Source organism: Streptomyces sp. NPDC049879 (assembly GCF_044461265.1).
Lineage (GTDB): Bacteria > Actinomycetota > Actinomycetes > Streptomycetales > Streptomycetaceae > Streptomyces.
In genome coordinates this window covers 1,349,383-1,365,507 of record NZ_JBITKT010000001.1, presented here as the reverse complement: position 1 = coordinate 1,365,507, position 16,125 = coordinate 1,349,383, and the positions used below count along the sequence as shown (strand labels likewise).

Genomic DNA, 16,125 nt, shown 5'->3' with positions numbered 1-16,125 from the left:
CCTATTCGCGCCCCATGTCCCGGTGGACGACGACGGTCTCGACGCCCTCGGCGGCGAGCCTGCGGGCCAGCCGCTCGGAGACGGCGACGCTGCGGTGCTTGCCGCCCGTGCAGCCGACGGCGATCGTCACGTAGCGCTTGCCCTCGCGGCGGTAGCCGGTCGCGATGAGGCTCAGCAGCTCCGCGTAGCGGTCGAGGAACTCCTTGGCCCCCGGCTGGTTGAAGACGTAGCCGGCGACCTCCTCGCTGGTGCCGGTGAACGGGCGCAGCTCCGGGACCCAGTGGGGGTTGGGCAGGAAGCGGCAGTCCACGACGTGGTCGGCGTCCACGGGCAGGCCGTACTTGTACCCGAAGGACATGACGGTCGCCCGCAGTTCCGGCTCGTCCCCGCCGGCGAACTGGGCGTCCATCTTGGCGCGCAGCTCGTGCACGTTGAGCGCCGAGGTGTCGATGACGAGGTCGGCGTCGCCGCGCAGCTCGCGCAGGAGGTCGCGTTCGGCGGCGATGCCGTCGACGATGCGGCCGTCGCCCTGGAGCGGGTGCGGGCGGCGGACGGACTCGAAGCGCTGGACCAGCGCGTTGTCGGACGCCTCCAGGTAGACGATCCTGCGGGTGACGCCCTTGGCCTCCAGGTCGGTGAGCGACTCGCGGAGGCTGTCGAAGAAGCTGCGGCCCCTGACGTCGACGACGACGGCGATGCGGGCGACGTTGCCCTGCGAGCGCGCCCCGAGGTCCACCATGGTGGGGATGAGGGCGGGCGGCAGGTTGTCCACCACGAACCAGCCGAGGTCCTCCAGGCACTTGGCGGCGGTGCTGCGGCCCGCGCCCGACATGCCGGAGATGATCACGAGTTCGGGTGTGGTGACGAGTTCCTCGGTGAGCCCGGCCGCGGGCGCGCCGCCCGGCTGTTCCGGCGGGGCGGCGGTCTGTTCCCTGTCTCTGCTGCGTTCGTCCATGGTGCGGTTCCCCCGCCTGTCTTCAGCGTGTGTGTGCGTCGGGTGGGTACGGTCGGCCAGCCGGTTCAGTCCTCGATGATCTCTCCGGTGGCGGTGTTGACCGCAGGAGCGGCCGGCGCGCCCTCGGCGAGGGCGGCGGCGACCGTCTCGGCGGTCTTGGGGCCTATGCCGGGCACCTCGGCGATCTCCTTCGGTGTGGCGGTGCGCAGCCGCTTGACCGAGCCGAAGTGCTTGAGCAGGGCCTTCTTGCGGGTCTCCCCGAGCCCTGGGACGGCGTCGAGGGGACTCCTGCGGATCGATTGTGACCGCTTTCCGCGCTGGTAGCGGATCGCGAAGCGGTGGGCCTCGTCACGTACGCGCTGGAGCATGTAGAGGCCCTCGCTGGTGCGGGGCAGGATCACAGGGTCCTCCTCGCCCGGCAGCCAGACCTCCTCCAGGCGCTTGGCGAGGCCGCAGACGGCGACGTCGTCGATGCCCAGCTCGTCCATCGCCCGGCGGGCGGCCGCGACCTGGGGCTGCCCGCCGTCGACCACGACGAGCTGCGGCGGGTAGGCGAAGCGGCGGGGGCGGCCCTCGTCGTCGCGGAGAGAGCCGCCGTCCGTGATCTCCCCGTCGGGCAGGTCCTCGGCCGGGGTCGGGCCGTCCGGCTCCTCGACCGCCCACTCGCCGGTGCGTTCGCGCTCCCTGAGGTAGCGGCGGAAGCGGCGGGAGATCACCTCGTGCATCGAGCGGACGTCGTCCTGGCCGGTGAAGCCCTTGATCTGGAAGCGGCGGTACTCGCTCTTGCGGGCGAGGCCGTCCTCGAAGACGACCATGGAGGCGACGACGTCGTCGCCCTGGAAGTGCGAGATGTCGAAGCACTCGATGCGCAGCGGGGCGGAGTCGAGGCCGAGGGCGTCGGCGATCTCCTCCAGGGCGCGGGAGCGCGTGGTGAGGTCGGAGGCGCGCTTGGTCTTGTGGAGGACGAGGGCCTGCTGCGCGTTGCGCTCGACGGTGGTCATCAGGTCGCGCTTGTCGCCGCGCTGCGGGACGCGGAGGCTGACGCGGGAGCCGCGCCGCTGCGCCAGCCAGTCGGCGACCGGCTCGGCGGGCTCGGGCAGCGCGGGGACGAGGACCTCGCGCGGGACGCCCTCGCCGCGCTCCTCGCCGTACAGCTGCTGGAGGGCGCTCTCGACCAGCTCGGGCGTGGAGATCTGCTCGACCTTGTCGGTGACCCAGCCGCGCTGGCCGCGCACCCGGCCGCCGCGGACGTGGAAGATCTGGACGGCGGCCTCCAGCTCGTCCTCGGCGAGGGCGATCAGGTCGGCGTCGGTGGCGTCGGCGAGGACGACGGCGTTCTTCTCCATCGCGCGGCGCAGGGCCTCGATGTCGTCGCGCAGGCGCCCGGCGCGCTCGTACTCCAGGTCCTCGGCGGCCTCGTGCATCTGCTCTTCGAGGCGGCGCAGGTAGGCCCCGGTGCGCCCGGCCATGAAGTCGCAGAACTCCTCGGCCAGCTCGCGATGGTCCTCGGGCGTGATCCGGCCCGTGCAGGGGGCCGAGCACTTGTCGATGTAGCCGAGCAGGCAGGGGCGGCCCATGGCGCTCGCCCGCTTGAACACCCCGGCCGAGCAGGTGCGGATGGGGAAGACGCGCAGGAGGAGGTCCACGGTCTCGCGGATGGCCCAGGCGTGGCCGTACGGGCCGAAGTAGCGCACGCCCTTGCGCTTGGGGCCGCGCATGACCTGGGCGCGGGGGAACTCCTCGTTCAGCGTGACGGCGAGCGACGGGTAGCTCTTGTCGTCGCGGTACTTGACGTTGAACCGGGGGTCGTACTCCTTGATCCAGGAGTACTCCAGCTGGAGCGCCTCGACCTCGGTGGAGACGACGGTCCACTCCACCGAGGCCGCGGTGGTGACCATGGTCGCGGTCCTGGGGTGCAGGTTCGTGATGTCCTGGAAGTAGGACGAGAGCCGCTGGCGCAGGCTCTTGGCCTTCCCGACGTAGATGACCCGGCGGTGCTCGTCGCGGAAGCGGTAGACGCCCGGCGAGTCGGGGATCTCGCCCGGCTTCGGGCGGTAGCTGGAGGGGTCGGCCATGGCGGCAACCCTACTGCCCGGGACTGACAGTGAGTAACTTCACCGCGTCACCAGCCGCGTTCGCGCCACTCCTCGATGTGGGGCCGCTCCGCGCCGAGGGTGGTGTCGGCGCCGTGGCCGGGGTAGACCCAGGTCTCGTCCGGCAGCGCGGCGAAGAGCCGGGTCTCGACGTCGTGGAGGAGCCGGGTGAACGCGGCGGGGTCGCCGTGGGTGTTGCCGACGCCGCCGGGGAAGAGGGAGTCGCCGGTGAACAGGTGCGGGTGGCCTTCGGGGTCGTCGTAGACGAGGGCGACGGAACCGGGCGTGTGGCCGGTGAGGTGGCGGACGGTGAGGCGGCAGGAGCCGACGCGGATCTCGTCGCCGTCGTCCAGCGGGACGTCGGTGGGGACCGGGATGCCCTCCGCGTCGAGGCGTCCGGCGTACGTGCGGGCACCGGTGGCGCGGACGACGTCGGCGAGTGCCTGCCGGTGGTCGGCGTGACGGTGTGTGGTCACCACGGCGTCGAGGCCGCTGCCGCCGATCAGCTCGGTGAGGGTGCCGGGCTCGGCCGCCGCGTCGACGAGGAGCTGGGCGCCGGTGGCGCGGCAGCGCAGGAGGTACGCGTTGTTGTCCATGGGGCCGACCGCTGCCTTGGAGATGATCAGGTGGGTCAGCTCGTGGACGTCGGCGGGCCCGCCGACGGTGACGTTTCCGGTGTAGGGCATGACGGTCAGTCTCCCAGTGCGGGGGGCCGCGAGGGGGTCACAGCGGCGGCAGTGCCGGCAGGGCGGCGCCGGTGGCCCTGTCGACGGCGAGGTCGCCGCCGTCCGTGCGTCCGCTGAGCCAGCCGACGAGGGCGGCGGGCGTGCCGGAGACGGTGAGCGCGGTGGCCGGTGCGGCGGCGCCGCTGGGGGCGGGGGTGCCGGTGAGCCACTGGCGGCCGTCGTCGGCGCGCAGGTCGAGCGGCGGGACGGCGGGGTGGCCGCGGTAGCGGTCGGCGAGGTAGCCGGGGGCGCGGTGGAGGAACGCCTGGTCCAGCTGCGCGACGGTGCGGCCGATGTCGAGGTCCACGTGGTGCAGCTCGACCTCGATCCAGCGGCGCAGGGGGACGGCCAGGGCCGGTCCTGTGACGCCGTTGCGGAAGGCCACGACGGTGTCCCACTGCGCGTCGGTGAGGCGGCCCGCGGCCTCGGCGAACCGGTCGGAGGCGGTGCGCAGGTCGTCCAGGTGGACGGCGGGAGGGCGGTCGGCGTCACGCTCGATGTCGGCGTTCCGCGCGTCCTCGCCGGGGTACATGGGCCGGCCGGCGAGCACGTTGACGAGGGCGTCGGCGTTGCGGGCCAGGTGGGCGAGCAGGTGGCCGCGCGTCCAGCCCGGCAGGCGGGAGGGGGCGGCGATGTCGGCCGCGCCGAGGGCGGCGGCGTCCGCGAGGAGGCGGTCGGTCGCCGTGGCGAGCGCGGTCAGGTCGGCGTGGGGGTCGGGCCGGTGTCCTGTCACGGTCGCCACCCTAGCCAGGGCGGGGCGGCGGCGCAGCACCGCCGCGAGATCACTGGATCGAGTGATCCCTGGCACAGCTGGACGAGCCCGGTCGGCCCGCGGCGGAGCCCGTGCGTGCGCCGCAAGCCGGGCCCGTCGGGGCGAATCCGGCGGCGACGTCGCTCGATCGGGTGAAGAAGGCACGAAACTTCCGGTAATCGAACGCACGTGCTATAGGGTGGCCTACCTCCCCGCCCCCGGGCGACCGGCGCCGATCACCGGACACCCGTCCTACTCTGGGGAGGGGCACCCGCACCGCGCGGGTTGCCCGCGTTTCCGACGAAAGGTGCCATCCGGCCGTGGCCGACCGACTCATCGTTCGTGGCGCTCGCGAGCACAACCTGCGCAACGTCTCGCTCGACCTGCCCCGCGACTCGCTCATCGTCTTCACGGGGCTGTCGGGCTCGGGCAAGTCCTCGCTCGCGTTTGACACGATCTTCGCCGAGGGCCAGCGGCGTTACGTCGAGTCGCTGTCCGCGTACGCCCGGCAGTTCCTCGGGCAGATGGACAAGCCGGACGTGGACTTCATCGAGGGCCTGTCCCCCGCCGTGTCCATCGACCAGAAGTCCACCTCGCGCAACCCGCGCTCCACCGTCGGCACCATCACCGAGGTGTACGACTACCTGCGGCTACTCTTCGCCCGCATCGGCAAGCCGCACTGCCCCGAGTGCGGCCGCCCGATCGCCCGGCAGTCGCCGCAGGCGATCGTGGACAAGGTGCTCGCGCTGGAGGAGGGCAGCCGCTTCCAGGTGCTCTCGCCGCTCGTGCGCGAGCGCAAGGGCGAGTTCGCCGACCTCTTCGCGGACCTCCAGACCAAGGGCTACAGCCGCGCCCGCGTGGACGGCGTGACCGTCCAGCTCACCGACCCGCCGAAGCTGAAGAAGCAGGAGAAGCACACCGTCGAGGTGGTCGTGGACCGCCTCACCGTGAAGGAGAGCGCCAAGCGGCGCCTCACCGACTCGGTGGAGACGGCGCTCGGCCTGTCCGGCGGCATGGTGATCCTCGACTTCGTGGACCTCCCCGAGGACGACCCGCAGCGCGAGCGGATGTTCTCCGAGCACCTGTACTGCCCGTACGACGACCTGTCCTTCGAGGAGCTGGAGCCGCGCTCCTTCTCGTTCAACTCGCCGTTCGGCGCCTGCCCCGAGTGCACGGGCATCGGCACGCGGATGGAGGTGGACCCGGAGCTGATCGTCCCCGACCCCGACAGGACGCTGGAGGACGGCGCCATCCACCCGTGGTCGCACGGCCACACCCGCGGCTACTTCAACCTCCTCATCGGCGCCCTCGGCGAGGCCCTCAGCTTCCGCACCGACATGCCGTGGAACGGGCTGCCGCAGCGGGCGCGCAAGGCGCTGCTGCACGGGCACAAGGCCCGCCTTGAGGTCAGGTACGAGAACCGGCACGGCCAGGAGCGCGCGTACACCACCGCGTTCGAGGGCGTCATCCCCTTCGTCAAGCGGCGGCACGCGGAGGCCGAGTCCGATTCGAGCCGGGAGCGCTTCGAGGGGTACATGCGCGAGGCGCCCTGCCCGGCCTGCAACGGGACGCGGCTGAAGCCGCTGATCCTCGCGGTGACGGTGCAGGGCCGGTCGATCGCCGAGGTCGCGGGCATGTCGATCAGCGAGTGCGCGGAGTTCCTCGGCGCGATGACGCTGTCGGCGCGCGAGAAGGCGATCGCCGAGCGCGTCCTCAAGGAGGTCAACGAGCGGCTGCGCTTCCTGGTGGACGTCGGTCTCGACTACCTCTCGCTCGACCGCGCCGCGGGCACCCTGTCCGGCGGCGAGGCGCAGCGCATCCGGCTCGCGACGCAGATCGGCTCGGGCCTCGTGGGCGTGCTGTACGTGCTGGACGAGCCGTCGATCGGCCTGCACCAGCGGGACAACCACCGCCTCATCGAGACCCTCGTGCGGCTGCGCGACCTCGGCAACACGCTGATCGTCGTCGAGCACGACGAGGACACCATCAGGACGTCCGACTGGGTCGTGGACATCGGCCCGGGCGCCGGTGAGCACGGCGGCGAGGTCGTCCACAGCGGCCCGCTGGCGGAGCTGCTGGCCAACGACGCCTCGCTCACCGGGCAGTACCTCGCCGGAAAGCGGACCATCCCGACCCCGGAGGTCAGGCGCCCGGTGGACCCGAAGCGGCAGCTGACGGTGCGCGGCGCCCGCGAGCACAACCTGAAGAACATCGACGTGGACTTCCCGCTCGGTGTGCTGACGGCGGTGACAGGCGTCTCGGGCTCGGGCAAGTCCACGCTGGTCAACGACATCCTCTACACACACCTGGCGCGCGAGCTGAACGGCGCGAAGGCCGTCCCGGGGCGGCACACCCGCGTCGACGGGGACGAGGGCCTCGACAAGGTCGTGCACGTCGACCAGTCGCCCATCGGCCGCACGCCCCGCTCCAACCCGGCGACGTACACCGGCGTGTTCGACCACGTGCGGCGCCTGTTCGCGGAGACGGCCGAGGCCAAGGTCCGCGGCTACCAGCCGGGCCGCTTCTCGTTCAACGTGAAGGGCGGCCGCTGCGAGAACTGCTCGGGCGACGGCACGATCAAGATCGAGATGAACTTCCTGCCCGACGTGTACGTGCCCTGCGAGGTCTGCCACGGCGCCCGCTACAACCGGGAGACGCTGGAGGTCCACTACAAGGGCAAGTCCATCGCCGAGGTCCTCGACCTGCCCATCGAGGAGGCGCTGGACTTTTTCGAGGCCGTCCCCGCCATCGCGCGGCACCTGCGCACGCTGACCGACGTCGGCCTCGGGTACGTCCGCCTCGGGCAGCCCGCGCCGACCCTGTCCGGCGGCGAGGCGCAGCGCGTGAAGCTGGCCTCCGAGCTGCAGCGGCGGTCCACCGGCAACACGGTCTACGTCCTGGACGAGCCGACCACCGGCCTGCACTTCGAGGACATCAGGAAGCTGATCGGAGTGCTGTCCGACCTGGTCGACAAGGGCAACACGGTGATCGTCATCGAGCACAACCTCGATGTCATCAAGACCGCCGACTGGGTCGTGGACATGGGTCCCGAGGGCGGACACGGCGGTGGCGTGGTCATCGCCGAGGGCACGCCCGAGGACGTGGCGGCCGAGCCGTCGAGCCACACCGGCAAGTTCCTGCGGGACGTGCTGGGTGACGCGGTGTCGGACGCGCCGGCCCGCGCCCCGCGGGGGACGCGCGCCGCCCGCAGCGCCAAGAAGAAGGCGGCGGTCGCCGGGCGCGGCTGACCGTCCGTCACTCCCCCGGGCCCGGCCGGTGACCGGCGGCCCGGGGGTCACGCGTTGTTCCCCCGGGCTTCGGCAAGGCCCTCTGGCGTCCGGGGCGCCCGCTTGGAACGCTGTGCCGCTGGGCGCGCTGTCCGCGCGCCCGGTGGTCGCGTTCGAGGGAGCTGCCGGTGAGGGCACGCGCGGTACGCAGACGGTCGGGGCGCAGTCGGTCGGGGCGCAGTTGGTCGGGAAGGCGGGCGCTGGTCGCGGCGGGGGCCGCGGCGCTCCTCACCTCCGGACTCGCCCCGCCGGGGGCCGCCGGCGCGCCGGCGGCCCCCGTTGCGGTGCACACCGCCCTCCCGGCGGGGATCGCCGACCGCGACGGGATGGACCTCGTCCGCACCGAGCAGCCGGTCGCGCCCGGCGCGGAGCTGACGTCGTTCCGCCGCCTGGAGTCCGACAAGTGGCTGAGCGGCCACGCGCTCACCGTCGATCTGACGAGCGACCTGCGCGTCGACTACCTCTCCCCCGGCCCGGTGGCCGCGACGGCGCCCGTCGGCGACCTGGCCGCGGCGCACGACCCGGGCGAGGGCCGCACGACGGTGGCCGCCGTCAACGGCGACTTCTTCGACATCAACGCCACCGGCGCGCCGCTGGGCGCGGGCGTCGCGGACGGCGCGCTCGTCCAGTCGCCCTCCGGCGCGGCGACGCAGGCGGTGGGCATCGGCCCAGGCGGCGCCGGCCGGGTGCTCGACCTGTACTTCGACGGGACGCTGACCCTGCCGGACGGCGGGACGCTGCCCCTCGACGGGTACAACGCGGCGGACGTCCCGGCGGGCGGCATCGGCCTCTACACGGCGCAGTGGGGCGCGGCCGACCGCGCGCTCCCGGTGGCGGGGGCCGGGCGCGTCACCGAGGTGACGGTGACGGACGGCGGCGAGGTGAAAGCCGTGACCGGCGCGCCGGGCAGGGAGCCGGTGCCGGAGGACGCGTACGTGCTGCTCGGGCGCGAGGCGGGCGCCGCCGCCCTGGCGGGGCTCGCGCCCGGGGACACGCTGGCCACCGAGTACGCGCCGCGCACCGGCGACGGCGGGCCGCTGCCCCGTACGGCCGTCGGCGGGCGCGGTGTCCTCGTGGCCGAGGGCGAGCCGCTGGACTGGGAGGGGCTGCCGAACAACGCGACGGCACCCCGTACGGCGGTCGGCTTCTCGCGGGACGGCCAGGAGATGTACCTGCTGTCCGTCGACGGCCGCCAGGCCCACTCGGGCGGCACCACGCTCACCGAACTCGCCGTCATGATGGCCGATCTTGGCGCCTGGAGCGCGCTCAACCTGGACGGCGGCGGGTCCACCACCCTGCTGGCCCGCGCCCCGGGCGACGCCGCGCCGCGCCTCGTGAACAGCCCGTCCGACGGCGAGCAGCGCCCGGTCTCCAACGGCCTGGCGCTCACCGCGCCGCAGGGCAGCGGCCGGACCACCGGCTTCCGGGTGACCACGGCGGCCGACCCGGCGGCGGCGCCCACGGCCGACCCCGTCCCCGGCGGGCACCCGGACCGCGTCTTCCCCGGCCTGACGCGGCGGCTCACCGCGACCGGGCACGACGAGACGTACGGTCCCGCCGCGGGGACCCCCGACCGGTGGCGGTCGGAGCGCCCCGGCGTGGGCCGGGTGGACGGCACGGGCGTCTTCACGGCGCGCTCCCCCGGCACCACGGCGGTGACGGCGGAACGGGGCCGGGCGCGCGGCTCGGCCGACCTGACGGTCCTCGGCGAGCTGGCGCGGATCAGCCCGACGACGACCCGGGTGGGGCTCGCCGACCCCGGCGCCGAGGGCCGGTTCGGCGTGCTCGGGTACGACGCGGCGGGCACGTCGGCGCCCATCGAGCCGGACGACGTGCGCCTGGCCTACGACCGGGACCGCTTCACCGTCGCGCCCGACGTGGGGAGCGGCGGCTTCACCGTGCGCGCCGCGCCCGGCACCACGTCGGGCTCGGGGACGGTGACCGTCACCGTGGGCGGGGCGACGGCGGTGCTCGGCGTGACCGTGGGGCTGACGGAGACGGTGCTCGCCGGCTTCGACGACCCCGGCGAGGCGGGCGCCTGGCGGTTCAGCCACGCGCGGGCGGGCGGGGCGCTCGCCCCGGAACCGGCGGGGCGGACGGGCGGCGGGCTGCGGATGACGTACGACTTCGGGCTGAGCACCGCGACCCGTGCCGCGTACGCGTCACCGCCGTCCGACATCCCCGTGCCCGGGCAGCCGCAGAGCTTCGCCCTGTGGATCGAGGGCGACGGGCGGGGGGCGTGGCCGTCGCTGCACCTCGTGGACGCGCAGGGGACCGACCAGGTGCTGCGGGGCGAGCATGTGACCTGGGACGGCTGGCGCGAGGTGGAGTTCACCGTGCCGGAGGGGGTGGCGTACCCGGTGTCGGTGCGCCGCTTCTACCTGGCGGAGACGCGGGCCGGGGAGCAGTACACCGGCTCGGTGGTGCTCGACGGCCTGCGGGCGCGGACCCCGCCGGACGTGGCGCTGCCGGAGGGCGGTGCGGTGGCGGACCCGGTGATCGGCACGGCGGCGGGGACGGCGGGCCGTGACTGGCGGTTCGCCGTGGTGTCGGACGCGCAGTTCGTGGCGCGGGACCCGGACGGTCCGATCGTCGCGACCGCGCGGCGGACGCTGCGGGAGGCGCTGGCGGCCGACCCGGACTTCGTGGTCGTGAACGGGGACTGGGTGGACGAGGGGTCGCCCGCGGACCTGGCGTTCGGGCGGCGGGTGATCGAGGAGGAGCTGGGCAACGCGGTGCCGTGGTACTACGTGCCGGGCAACCATGAGGTGATGGGCGGCAGTATCGATCAGTTCGAGGCGGAGTTCGGTCCGAGCCAGCTCACGTTCGATCACCGGGGGACGCGGTTCGTCACGCTGGACACGTCGTCACTGACGCTGCGGGGCGCGGGCTACGCGCAGTTCGAGCGGCTGCGCGCCGAGCTGGACGCGGCGGCGGACGACCCGGCGGTGGGCTCGGTGGTCGTCCTCTCGCACGTGCCGCCGCGTGACACCACGGCGCAGCCCGCGAGCCAGCTGACGGACCGCCTGGAGGCGGCGCTGCTGGAGGAGTGGCTGGCGGAGTTCCGCCGGGAGACGGGCAAGGGCGTGGCGTTCTTCGGCGCCCATGTCGGGGTCTTCGACGCGTACCACCTCGACGGGGTGCCGTACGTCATCGGGGGCGACGCGGGGAAGCGACCGGCCGCCGCGCCGGGCGACGGGGGCTTCACCGGCTGGGCGCTGGTCGGGGTGGACGGCGTGTCGCGGGCGGAGCAGGCGCAGGCCCGCCGGACGCCGGAGGCGCGGCTCCCGGACTGGCTGTCCGTCAGGACGATGCCGCACGTGGACGGTCTCGGCCTCGACGCCCCGGCCGTCCTCGCGGTGGGTGCCACGGAACGGGCCGCCGCGACGGTGGAGCAGCGGGACGCGAGCGGGGTGCGGGCGGTGCCGGTGGCCTTCCCGGTCAGCGCGGACTGGGCCGGGTCGCGCGGGCTGCATCTGGGTCCGGCGCGGACGGCGGGGCGCCATGACGTGGCGGCGTTCGACCCGGCGACCGGCGAGCTGACGGGGCTGCGGCCGGGGCGGGTGACCCTCGCGGTGACGGTCGCCGGGGTGCGGCAGGAGGCGGTGGTCACCGTCAGCCGCTGACCGGCGGGGGTCCTGCCGGTGCCCCGGCGCGCCGCCGAGCGCGCCGGGCCGGGGCGCCGTCAGCTGAGCCCGACCTCCCGCATCTGCCGCAGCTCCTTCTTCAGGTCGGACACCTCGTCGCGCAGGCGGGCGGCGATCTCGAACTGCAGCTCCGCGGCGGCGGCCCGCATCCGTTCGGTGAGCTGCTCGATCGTCTCCGCCAGCTCGGCCGCGGGACGGTCGGTCAGCTCCTTCTTGCGGCTCTTGCCCGCGGTCGGCACGGGGGCCTTCTGCTTCTTGTCCCCCATCTGCCGGTACCCCGTGCCCAGCAGCTCCTGCGTGTCCACCTCCTCGCGGGCGATGGTGGCGACGATGTCGTTGATCTTCTTGCGCAGCGGCTGCGGGTCGATGCCGTGCGCCTCGTTGTAGGCGATCTGCTTCTCGCGCCGCCGGTTGGTCTCGTCGATGGCCCGCTCCATCGACGGGGTGACGCGGTCGGCGTACATGTGGACCTGGCCCGACACGTTGCGCGCCGCGCGGCCGATGGTCTGGATCAGCGAGGTGCCGGAGCGCAGGAAGCCCTCCTTGTCGGCGTCGAGGATGGCGACGAGCGACACCTCGGGCAGGTCGAGGCCCTCCCGCAGCAGGTTGATGCCGACCAGGACGTCGTACTCGCCCGCCCGCAGCTCCCTGAGCAGTTCGACGCGGCGCAGGGTGTCCACGTCGCTGTGCAGGTAGCGGACGCGGATGCCCAGCTCCAGGAAGTAGTCCGTGAGGTCCTCGGCCATCTTCTTGGTGAGGGTGGTGACGAGGACGCGCTCGTCGCGCTCGGCGCGGACCCGGATCTCGTGCACCAGGTCGTCGATCTGGCCCTCGGTGGGCTTGACCACGACCTCCGGGTCCACCAGCCCGGTCGGGCGGATGATCTGCTCGACCACGCCGTCCCCGCGCGACAGCTCGTACGGGCCCGGGGTGGCGGACAGGTAGACGGTCTGGCCGATGCGCCCCAGGAACTCCTCCCACTTCAGCGGCCGGTTGTCCATGGCGGACGGCAGCCGGAAACCGTGGTCCACCAGGGTCCGCTTGCGGGACGCGTCGCCCTCGTACATCGCGCCGATCTGCGGCACGGTGTTGTGCGACTCGTCGATGACCAGCAGGAAGTCGTCCGGGAAGTAGTCCAGCAGGGTGTGGGGCGCCGTGCCGGTCTCGCGGCCGTCGATGTGGCGCGAGTAGTTCTCGATGCCGGAGCAGGTGCCGATCTGCCGCATCATCTCGATGTCGTAGGTGGTGCGCATGCGCAGCCGCTGGGCCTCCAGCAGCTTGCCCTGCTGTTCGAGACCGGACAGGCGCCCGGCCAGCTCCGCCTCGATGCCGGAGATCGCGCGCTCCATGCGCTCGGGGCCCGCCACGTAGTGCGACGCCGGGAACACGTAGAGGTGGTCGTGCTCGGCGATGACCTCGCCGGTCAGCGGGTGGAGCGTGGACAGCGCCTCGATCTCGTCGCCGAACATCTCGATCCGGACGGCCAGCTCCTCGTAGACGGGGAAGATCTCGATCGTGTCCCCCCGCACCCGGAAGGTGCCCCGGGTGAACGCGAGGTCGTTGCGCGCGTACTGGATGTCCACGAAGCGCCGCAGCATGGCGTCGCGGTCGATCTCCTGGCCGACCGCCAGCGGGACCATGCGGTCGACGTACTCCTGCGGGGTGCCCAGGCCGTAGATGCACGAGACGGACGCGACCACGACGACGTCGCGGCGGGTGAGCAGCGAGTTCGTCGCGCTGTGGCGGAGCCGCTCGACCTCCTCGTTGATGGAGGAGTCCTTCTCGATGTAGGTGTCCGTCTGGGGGACGTACGCCTCCGGCTGGTAGTAGTCGTAGTACGACACGAAGTACTCGACCGCGTTGTTCGGGAGCAGCTCGCGGAACTCGTTGGCGAGCTGGGCGGCGAGTGTCTTGTTGGGGGCCATGACGAGGGTGGGGCGTTGCAGCCGCTCGATCATCCAGGCGGTGGTGGCCGACTTGCCGGTGCCCGTGGCGCCGAGCAGGACGACGTCCTTCTCCCCGCCCGTGACGCGCTTCTCGAGTTCGTCGATGGCGGCGGGCTGGTCGCCGCTCGGCCGGTACGGGCTGACGACCTCGAAGGGTGCCGTGGTGCGTTCGATATCAGAGACGGGCCGCATGCACTCCACGGTACGGCCCCCCACTGACAACGCGGTCCCGCTGACGGACGGCTCCTGTCTGTTCAGCCGTCCGTAACCGTTTCCCAGCCGGGCCGTTCCTCCCCGCGGGGAGGCTCGTGGGGTGATGCCGCGATCGCGGTCCGTCCCGGGGGACGCCTCCCGGAAGAGCTTGGAGCCTCTATGACGAAGCACTCCGTCGTCCGCCGGGCCTGCTGGGCGCTCGGCCTTGCCGCCGTGGGGGCGGCGTCCCTGCTGCTGCCCGACGCGGGGCCGGGCGGCGACACCGCGCACGCCGCCACGCCCGCCGCGCGCACGCAGGCCACCGCCACCGCCGCCCCCGACCGTGACGGGGACGCGGCGGCCGGGCAGGCGCGGCGCGGCCCGCTGGTCGTCGCCCACCGGGGCGCGTCCGGCTACGCGCCGGAGAACACCCTGGCCGCCGCCCGCGCCGCCGACGAGACCGGGACCGTCTGGGTCGAGACGGACGTCCAGCGCACGGCGGACGGCGAGCTGGTCCTGCTCCACGACACGACGCTCACCCGCACCACCGACGTCGAGGAGCTCTTCCCCGACCGGGCGCCGTGGAACGTCGCCGACTTCACGGCCGAGGAGATCGACCTGCTGGACGCGGGCAGCTGGTACGGCGCGGAGTTCGCCGGGGAGCCGGTGCCCACGCTGGAGGAGTTCGTCCGCGAGCTGGCCGGGAACGGGCAGAAGCTGCTGCTCGAACTGAAGTCGCCCGAGCTGTACCCGGGCATCGAGGCGGAGATCCTCGCCGAGCTGGACGACGAGGGCTGGCTCGACGAGCGGCGGCCGGGCGACCGGGTGGTGCTGCAGAGCTTCGACGCCGCGTCCGTGCGCACCGTCCACGAGCTGGCGCCGCGCGTGGAGACCGGTTTCCTCGGGACCCCGGCGGTCGGCGACCTCGCCGCGTACGCCGAGTTCGCCGACCAGATCAACCCGCGCCACACCACCGTCACGGCCGCCTACGTGGACGCGGTCCACGCGCTGCGCGGCCCGCAGGGGCGTCCGCTCAAGGTGTACGTCTGGACGGTGGACGACGGGGCGCGCGCCGTGGAGCTGGCGCGGCTCGGCGTGGACGGGATCATCAGCAACGTGCCGGACGTGGTGGCGGCGGCCGTGCGCCGCTGAGCGTGCGGGAGGGGGGACGGGCGCGCCCGTCCCCCCTCCTCTTCTGCTCCGTACGTCGGCGCGCGGCCGGTCAGCCGCCGGGCGGGGGCTCCTCGGCCTCGCCCATCTCGCGGTAGCGGCGGTAGGCGGGCCGCTGCATGAGGATGCGCTGGATGACGTGCAGGGCGTCGGCCACGTCGGGGGCTTCCGCCGGGTGCGTCTCGGGGAGGGCGAAGAAGGCGGCGCCCGCCCGGGCGACCAGGAGCCAGCAGTCGGCCTCGGCCTCGGAGAAGCCGAGGGTGAGGACGCGGCGGCGGTCCCGCAGCTCGGCCTCCGTCCAGCCGCCGGGGTTGCGGCCGTCCCCCCTCCCGACGGTGGTGGCGATCCCGGCGGTCGTGGCGGGGGGTGTGTCGGCGGCGGTGGCGGTGGCCTGGGCGGAGGCGCCGAGCAGGCCGGCTCCGGCGGCGGTGGCGGCGCCGCGTACGGCGGTGCGTCGTGACATGGGTGTCATGTACGCCACCCTTCCAGCCGGGCGCCGCCGCCACCAGGGGTGCGTCAGAGGGCGTCGTTCGCGCGCAGGAAGGCCATCGGATCGACGGCGGAGCCGTAGTCCGCCGTCTTCCGCACCTCGAAGTGCAGGTGCGGGCCGGAGGAGTTGCCCGTGTTGCCGGACTGGGCGATGACCTGGCCCGTGCCGACCTTCTGGCCGGGCTTGACGTCGATCCGCGACAGGTGCGCGTACTGCGTGAAGACGCCGTCCGCGTGCTTGACGACGACGGCGTTGCCGTACGCCGGGCCGTCGCCCGCGCCGTTGCCGCCGGTCTTGACGACGGTGCCGCCGTGGACGGCCCGGACGGCGGTGCCGACCGGGACGGCGTAGTCCTGGCCGCTGTGCTTGGCGGCCCAGCGGTCGCCGCTGTTGCCGTAGGACGCGGTGAGCGTGTGCGGGCCGGCGATCGGCTCGACCCACGACCTGGCCAGTTCGGCCGCCCGCTCGGCGGCCTTCGCCGCGGCGGCCTCCTGGGCGTGCGCCTGGTCGGCGGCGGCCCGGGCGAGCTGCCCGGCCGTACCGGCGGCGAAGACGTCGGGGCTGTCGGTGTCGCCGCCCGCCGCCACGGCGACGCCGGTGAGGCACACGGAGGCGGCGAGCCCGCCGGCGACGGCGGCGGTGACGCGGTGGCGCGTACGGCGGGCGAGGGAATGGCGCGTGGCGGCGCGGGGGGTCGTGCTGTTCGGCATGGGGGGACAACCTCTGCGTTCGGGGAAATCCGGACCATCCGGACTTGTGCTGTCCCATGGATAACCGGGGCGTCCGCCGCCCTCCAAGGAGCCCCTGTACGAGGCGGGGTAGTAGCCGCGGCGAGGGCTGGAGGACCCTTGCGCACGGGCCGGGGAACC

Annotated in this window: 10 protein-coding genes; 3 read left to right on the top strand and 7 right to left on the bottom strand. The window is 73.7% G+C overall.

Annotated features, from left to right (window positions below):
- Position 1: 1 nt before the first annotated feature.
- The 4 genes from rapZ to ACIBPC_RS06345 all read right to left on the bottom strand — a co-directional run bounded on the left by rapZ (position 2) and on the right by ACIBPC_RS06345 (position 4,506).
- On the bottom strand, positions 2-955 hold the full coding sequence (gene rapZ, locus ACIBPC_RS06360; RefSeq protein ID WP_362967661.1) for an RNase adapter RapZ: 954 nt from the start codon (positions 953-955) through the stop codon (positions 2-4).
- A 65-nt stretch (positions 956-1,020) separates the two neighbouring features.
- Positions 1,021-3,030 (bottom strand): excinuclease ABC subunit UvrC, encoded by a 2,010-nt coding sequence (uvrC, locus tag ACIBPC_RS06355; protein ID WP_362967659.1) that lies wholly within the window; start codon positions 3,028-3,030, stop codon positions 1,021-1,023.
- A 47-nt stretch (positions 3,031-3,077) separates the two neighbouring features.
- Positions 3,078-3,734, bottom strand: coding sequence for an MBL fold metallo-hydrolase (locus ACIBPC_RS06350; protein WP_398841646.1), 657 nt, complete (start codon positions 3,732-3,734; stop codon positions 3,078-3,080).
- A gap of 37 nt (positions 3,735-3,771) precedes the next feature.
- On the bottom strand, positions 3,772-4,506 hold the full coding sequence (locus ACIBPC_RS06345; protein ID WP_398841644.1) for a maleylpyruvate isomerase family mycothiol-dependent enzyme: 735 nt from the start codon (positions 4,504-4,506) through the stop codon (positions 3,772-3,774).
- A 338-nt stretch (positions 4,507-4,844) separates the two neighbouring features.
- Here ACIBPC_RS06345 and uvrA point away from each other — a divergent pair, with 338 nt between their 5' ends.
- Positions 4,845-7,772, top strand: a complete 2,928-nt coding sequence (gene uvrA, locus ACIBPC_RS06340; protein ID WP_362967656.1) for an excinuclease ABC subunit UvrA — start codon at positions 4,845-4,847, stop codon at positions 7,770-7,772.
- Positions 7,773-8,137: 365 nt separating this feature from the next.
- Entirely contained in the window at positions 8,138-11,437 is a 3,300-nt protein-coding gene (locus tag ACIBPC_RS06335; protein WP_398841787.1) for a phosphodiester glycosidase family protein, read from the top strand.
- Positions 11,438-11,496: 59 nt separating this feature from the next.
- On the opposite strand, the gene uvrB is transcribed toward ACIBPC_RS06335, so the two are convergent.
- A complete protein-coding gene (gene uvrB / locus ACIBPC_RS06330; RefSeq protein WP_362967655.1) occupies positions 11,497-13,596 on the bottom strand; it encodes an excinuclease ABC subunit UvrB in 2,100 nt (699 codons plus the stop codon).
- Positions 13,597-13,776: 180 nt separating this feature from the next.
- Between uvrB and ACIBPC_RS06325 the strand changes: the two genes are divergently transcribed.
- Positions 13,777-14,748, top strand: coding sequence for a glycerophosphodiester phosphodiesterase (locus tag ACIBPC_RS06325; RefSeq protein WP_398841642.1), 972 nt, complete (start codon positions 13,777-13,779; stop codon positions 14,746-14,748).
- A gap of 70 nt (positions 14,749-14,818) precedes the next feature.
- Here the strand turns inward: ACIBPC_RS06325 and ACIBPC_RS06320 are convergent, their stop codons facing one another.
- Both ACIBPC_RS06320 and ACIBPC_RS06315 read right to left on the bottom strand, forming a co-directional pair.
- The gene (locus ACIBPC_RS06320) at positions 14,819-15,229 is read right to left on the bottom strand and encodes a hypothetical protein (RefSeq protein WP_398841640.1); all 411 of its coding nucleotides are present in this window, start codon (positions 15,227-15,229) and stop codon (positions 14,819-14,821) included.
- A gap of 53 nt (positions 15,230-15,282) precedes the next feature.
- Positions 15,283-15,966 carry a M23 family metallopeptidase gene (locus tag ACIBPC_RS06315; protein ID WP_398841639.1) on the bottom strand — a complete coding sequence of 228 codons (684 nt, stop codon included), beginning with the start codon at positions 15,964-15,966 and terminating at the stop codon, positions 15,283-15,285.
- Between the last annotated feature and the right edge of the window lie 159 nt (positions 15,967-16,125).

Excerpts from the sequence above, each read along its gene's own strand:
- rapZ (WP_362967661.1), bottom strand. The coding sequence starts at position 955 with ATGGACGAACGCAGCAGAGACAGGGAACAGACCGCCGCCCCGCCGGAA.
- uvrC (WP_362967659.1), bottom strand. The coding sequence starts at position 3,030 with ATGGCCGACCCCTCCAGCTACCGCCCGAAGCCGGGCGAGATCCCCGAC.
- ACIBPC_RS06350 (WP_398841646.1), bottom strand. The coding sequence starts at position 3,734 with ATGCCCTACACCGGAAACGTCACCGTCGGCGGGCCCGCCGACGTCCAC.
- ACIBPC_RS06335 (WP_398841787.1), top strand. The coding sequence starts at position 8,138 with ATGGACCTCGTCCGCACCGAGCAGCCGGTCGCGCCCGGCGCGGAGCTG.
- uvrB (WP_362967655.1), bottom strand. The coding sequence starts at position 13,596 with ATGCGGCCCGTCTCTGATATCGAACGCACCACGGCACCCTTCGAGGTC.
- ACIBPC_RS06325 (WP_398841642.1), top strand. The coding sequence starts at position 13,777 with ATGACGAAGCACTCCGTCGTCCGCCGGGCCTGCTGGGCGCTCGGCCTT.
- ACIBPC_RS06320 (WP_398841640.1), bottom strand. The coding sequence starts at position 15,229 with ATGTCACGACGCACCGCCGTACGCGGCGCCGCCACCGCCGCCGGAGCC.
- ACIBPC_RS06315 (WP_398841639.1), bottom strand. The coding sequence starts at position 15,966 with ATGCCGAACAGCACGACCCCCCGCGCCGCCACGCGCCATTCCCTCGCC.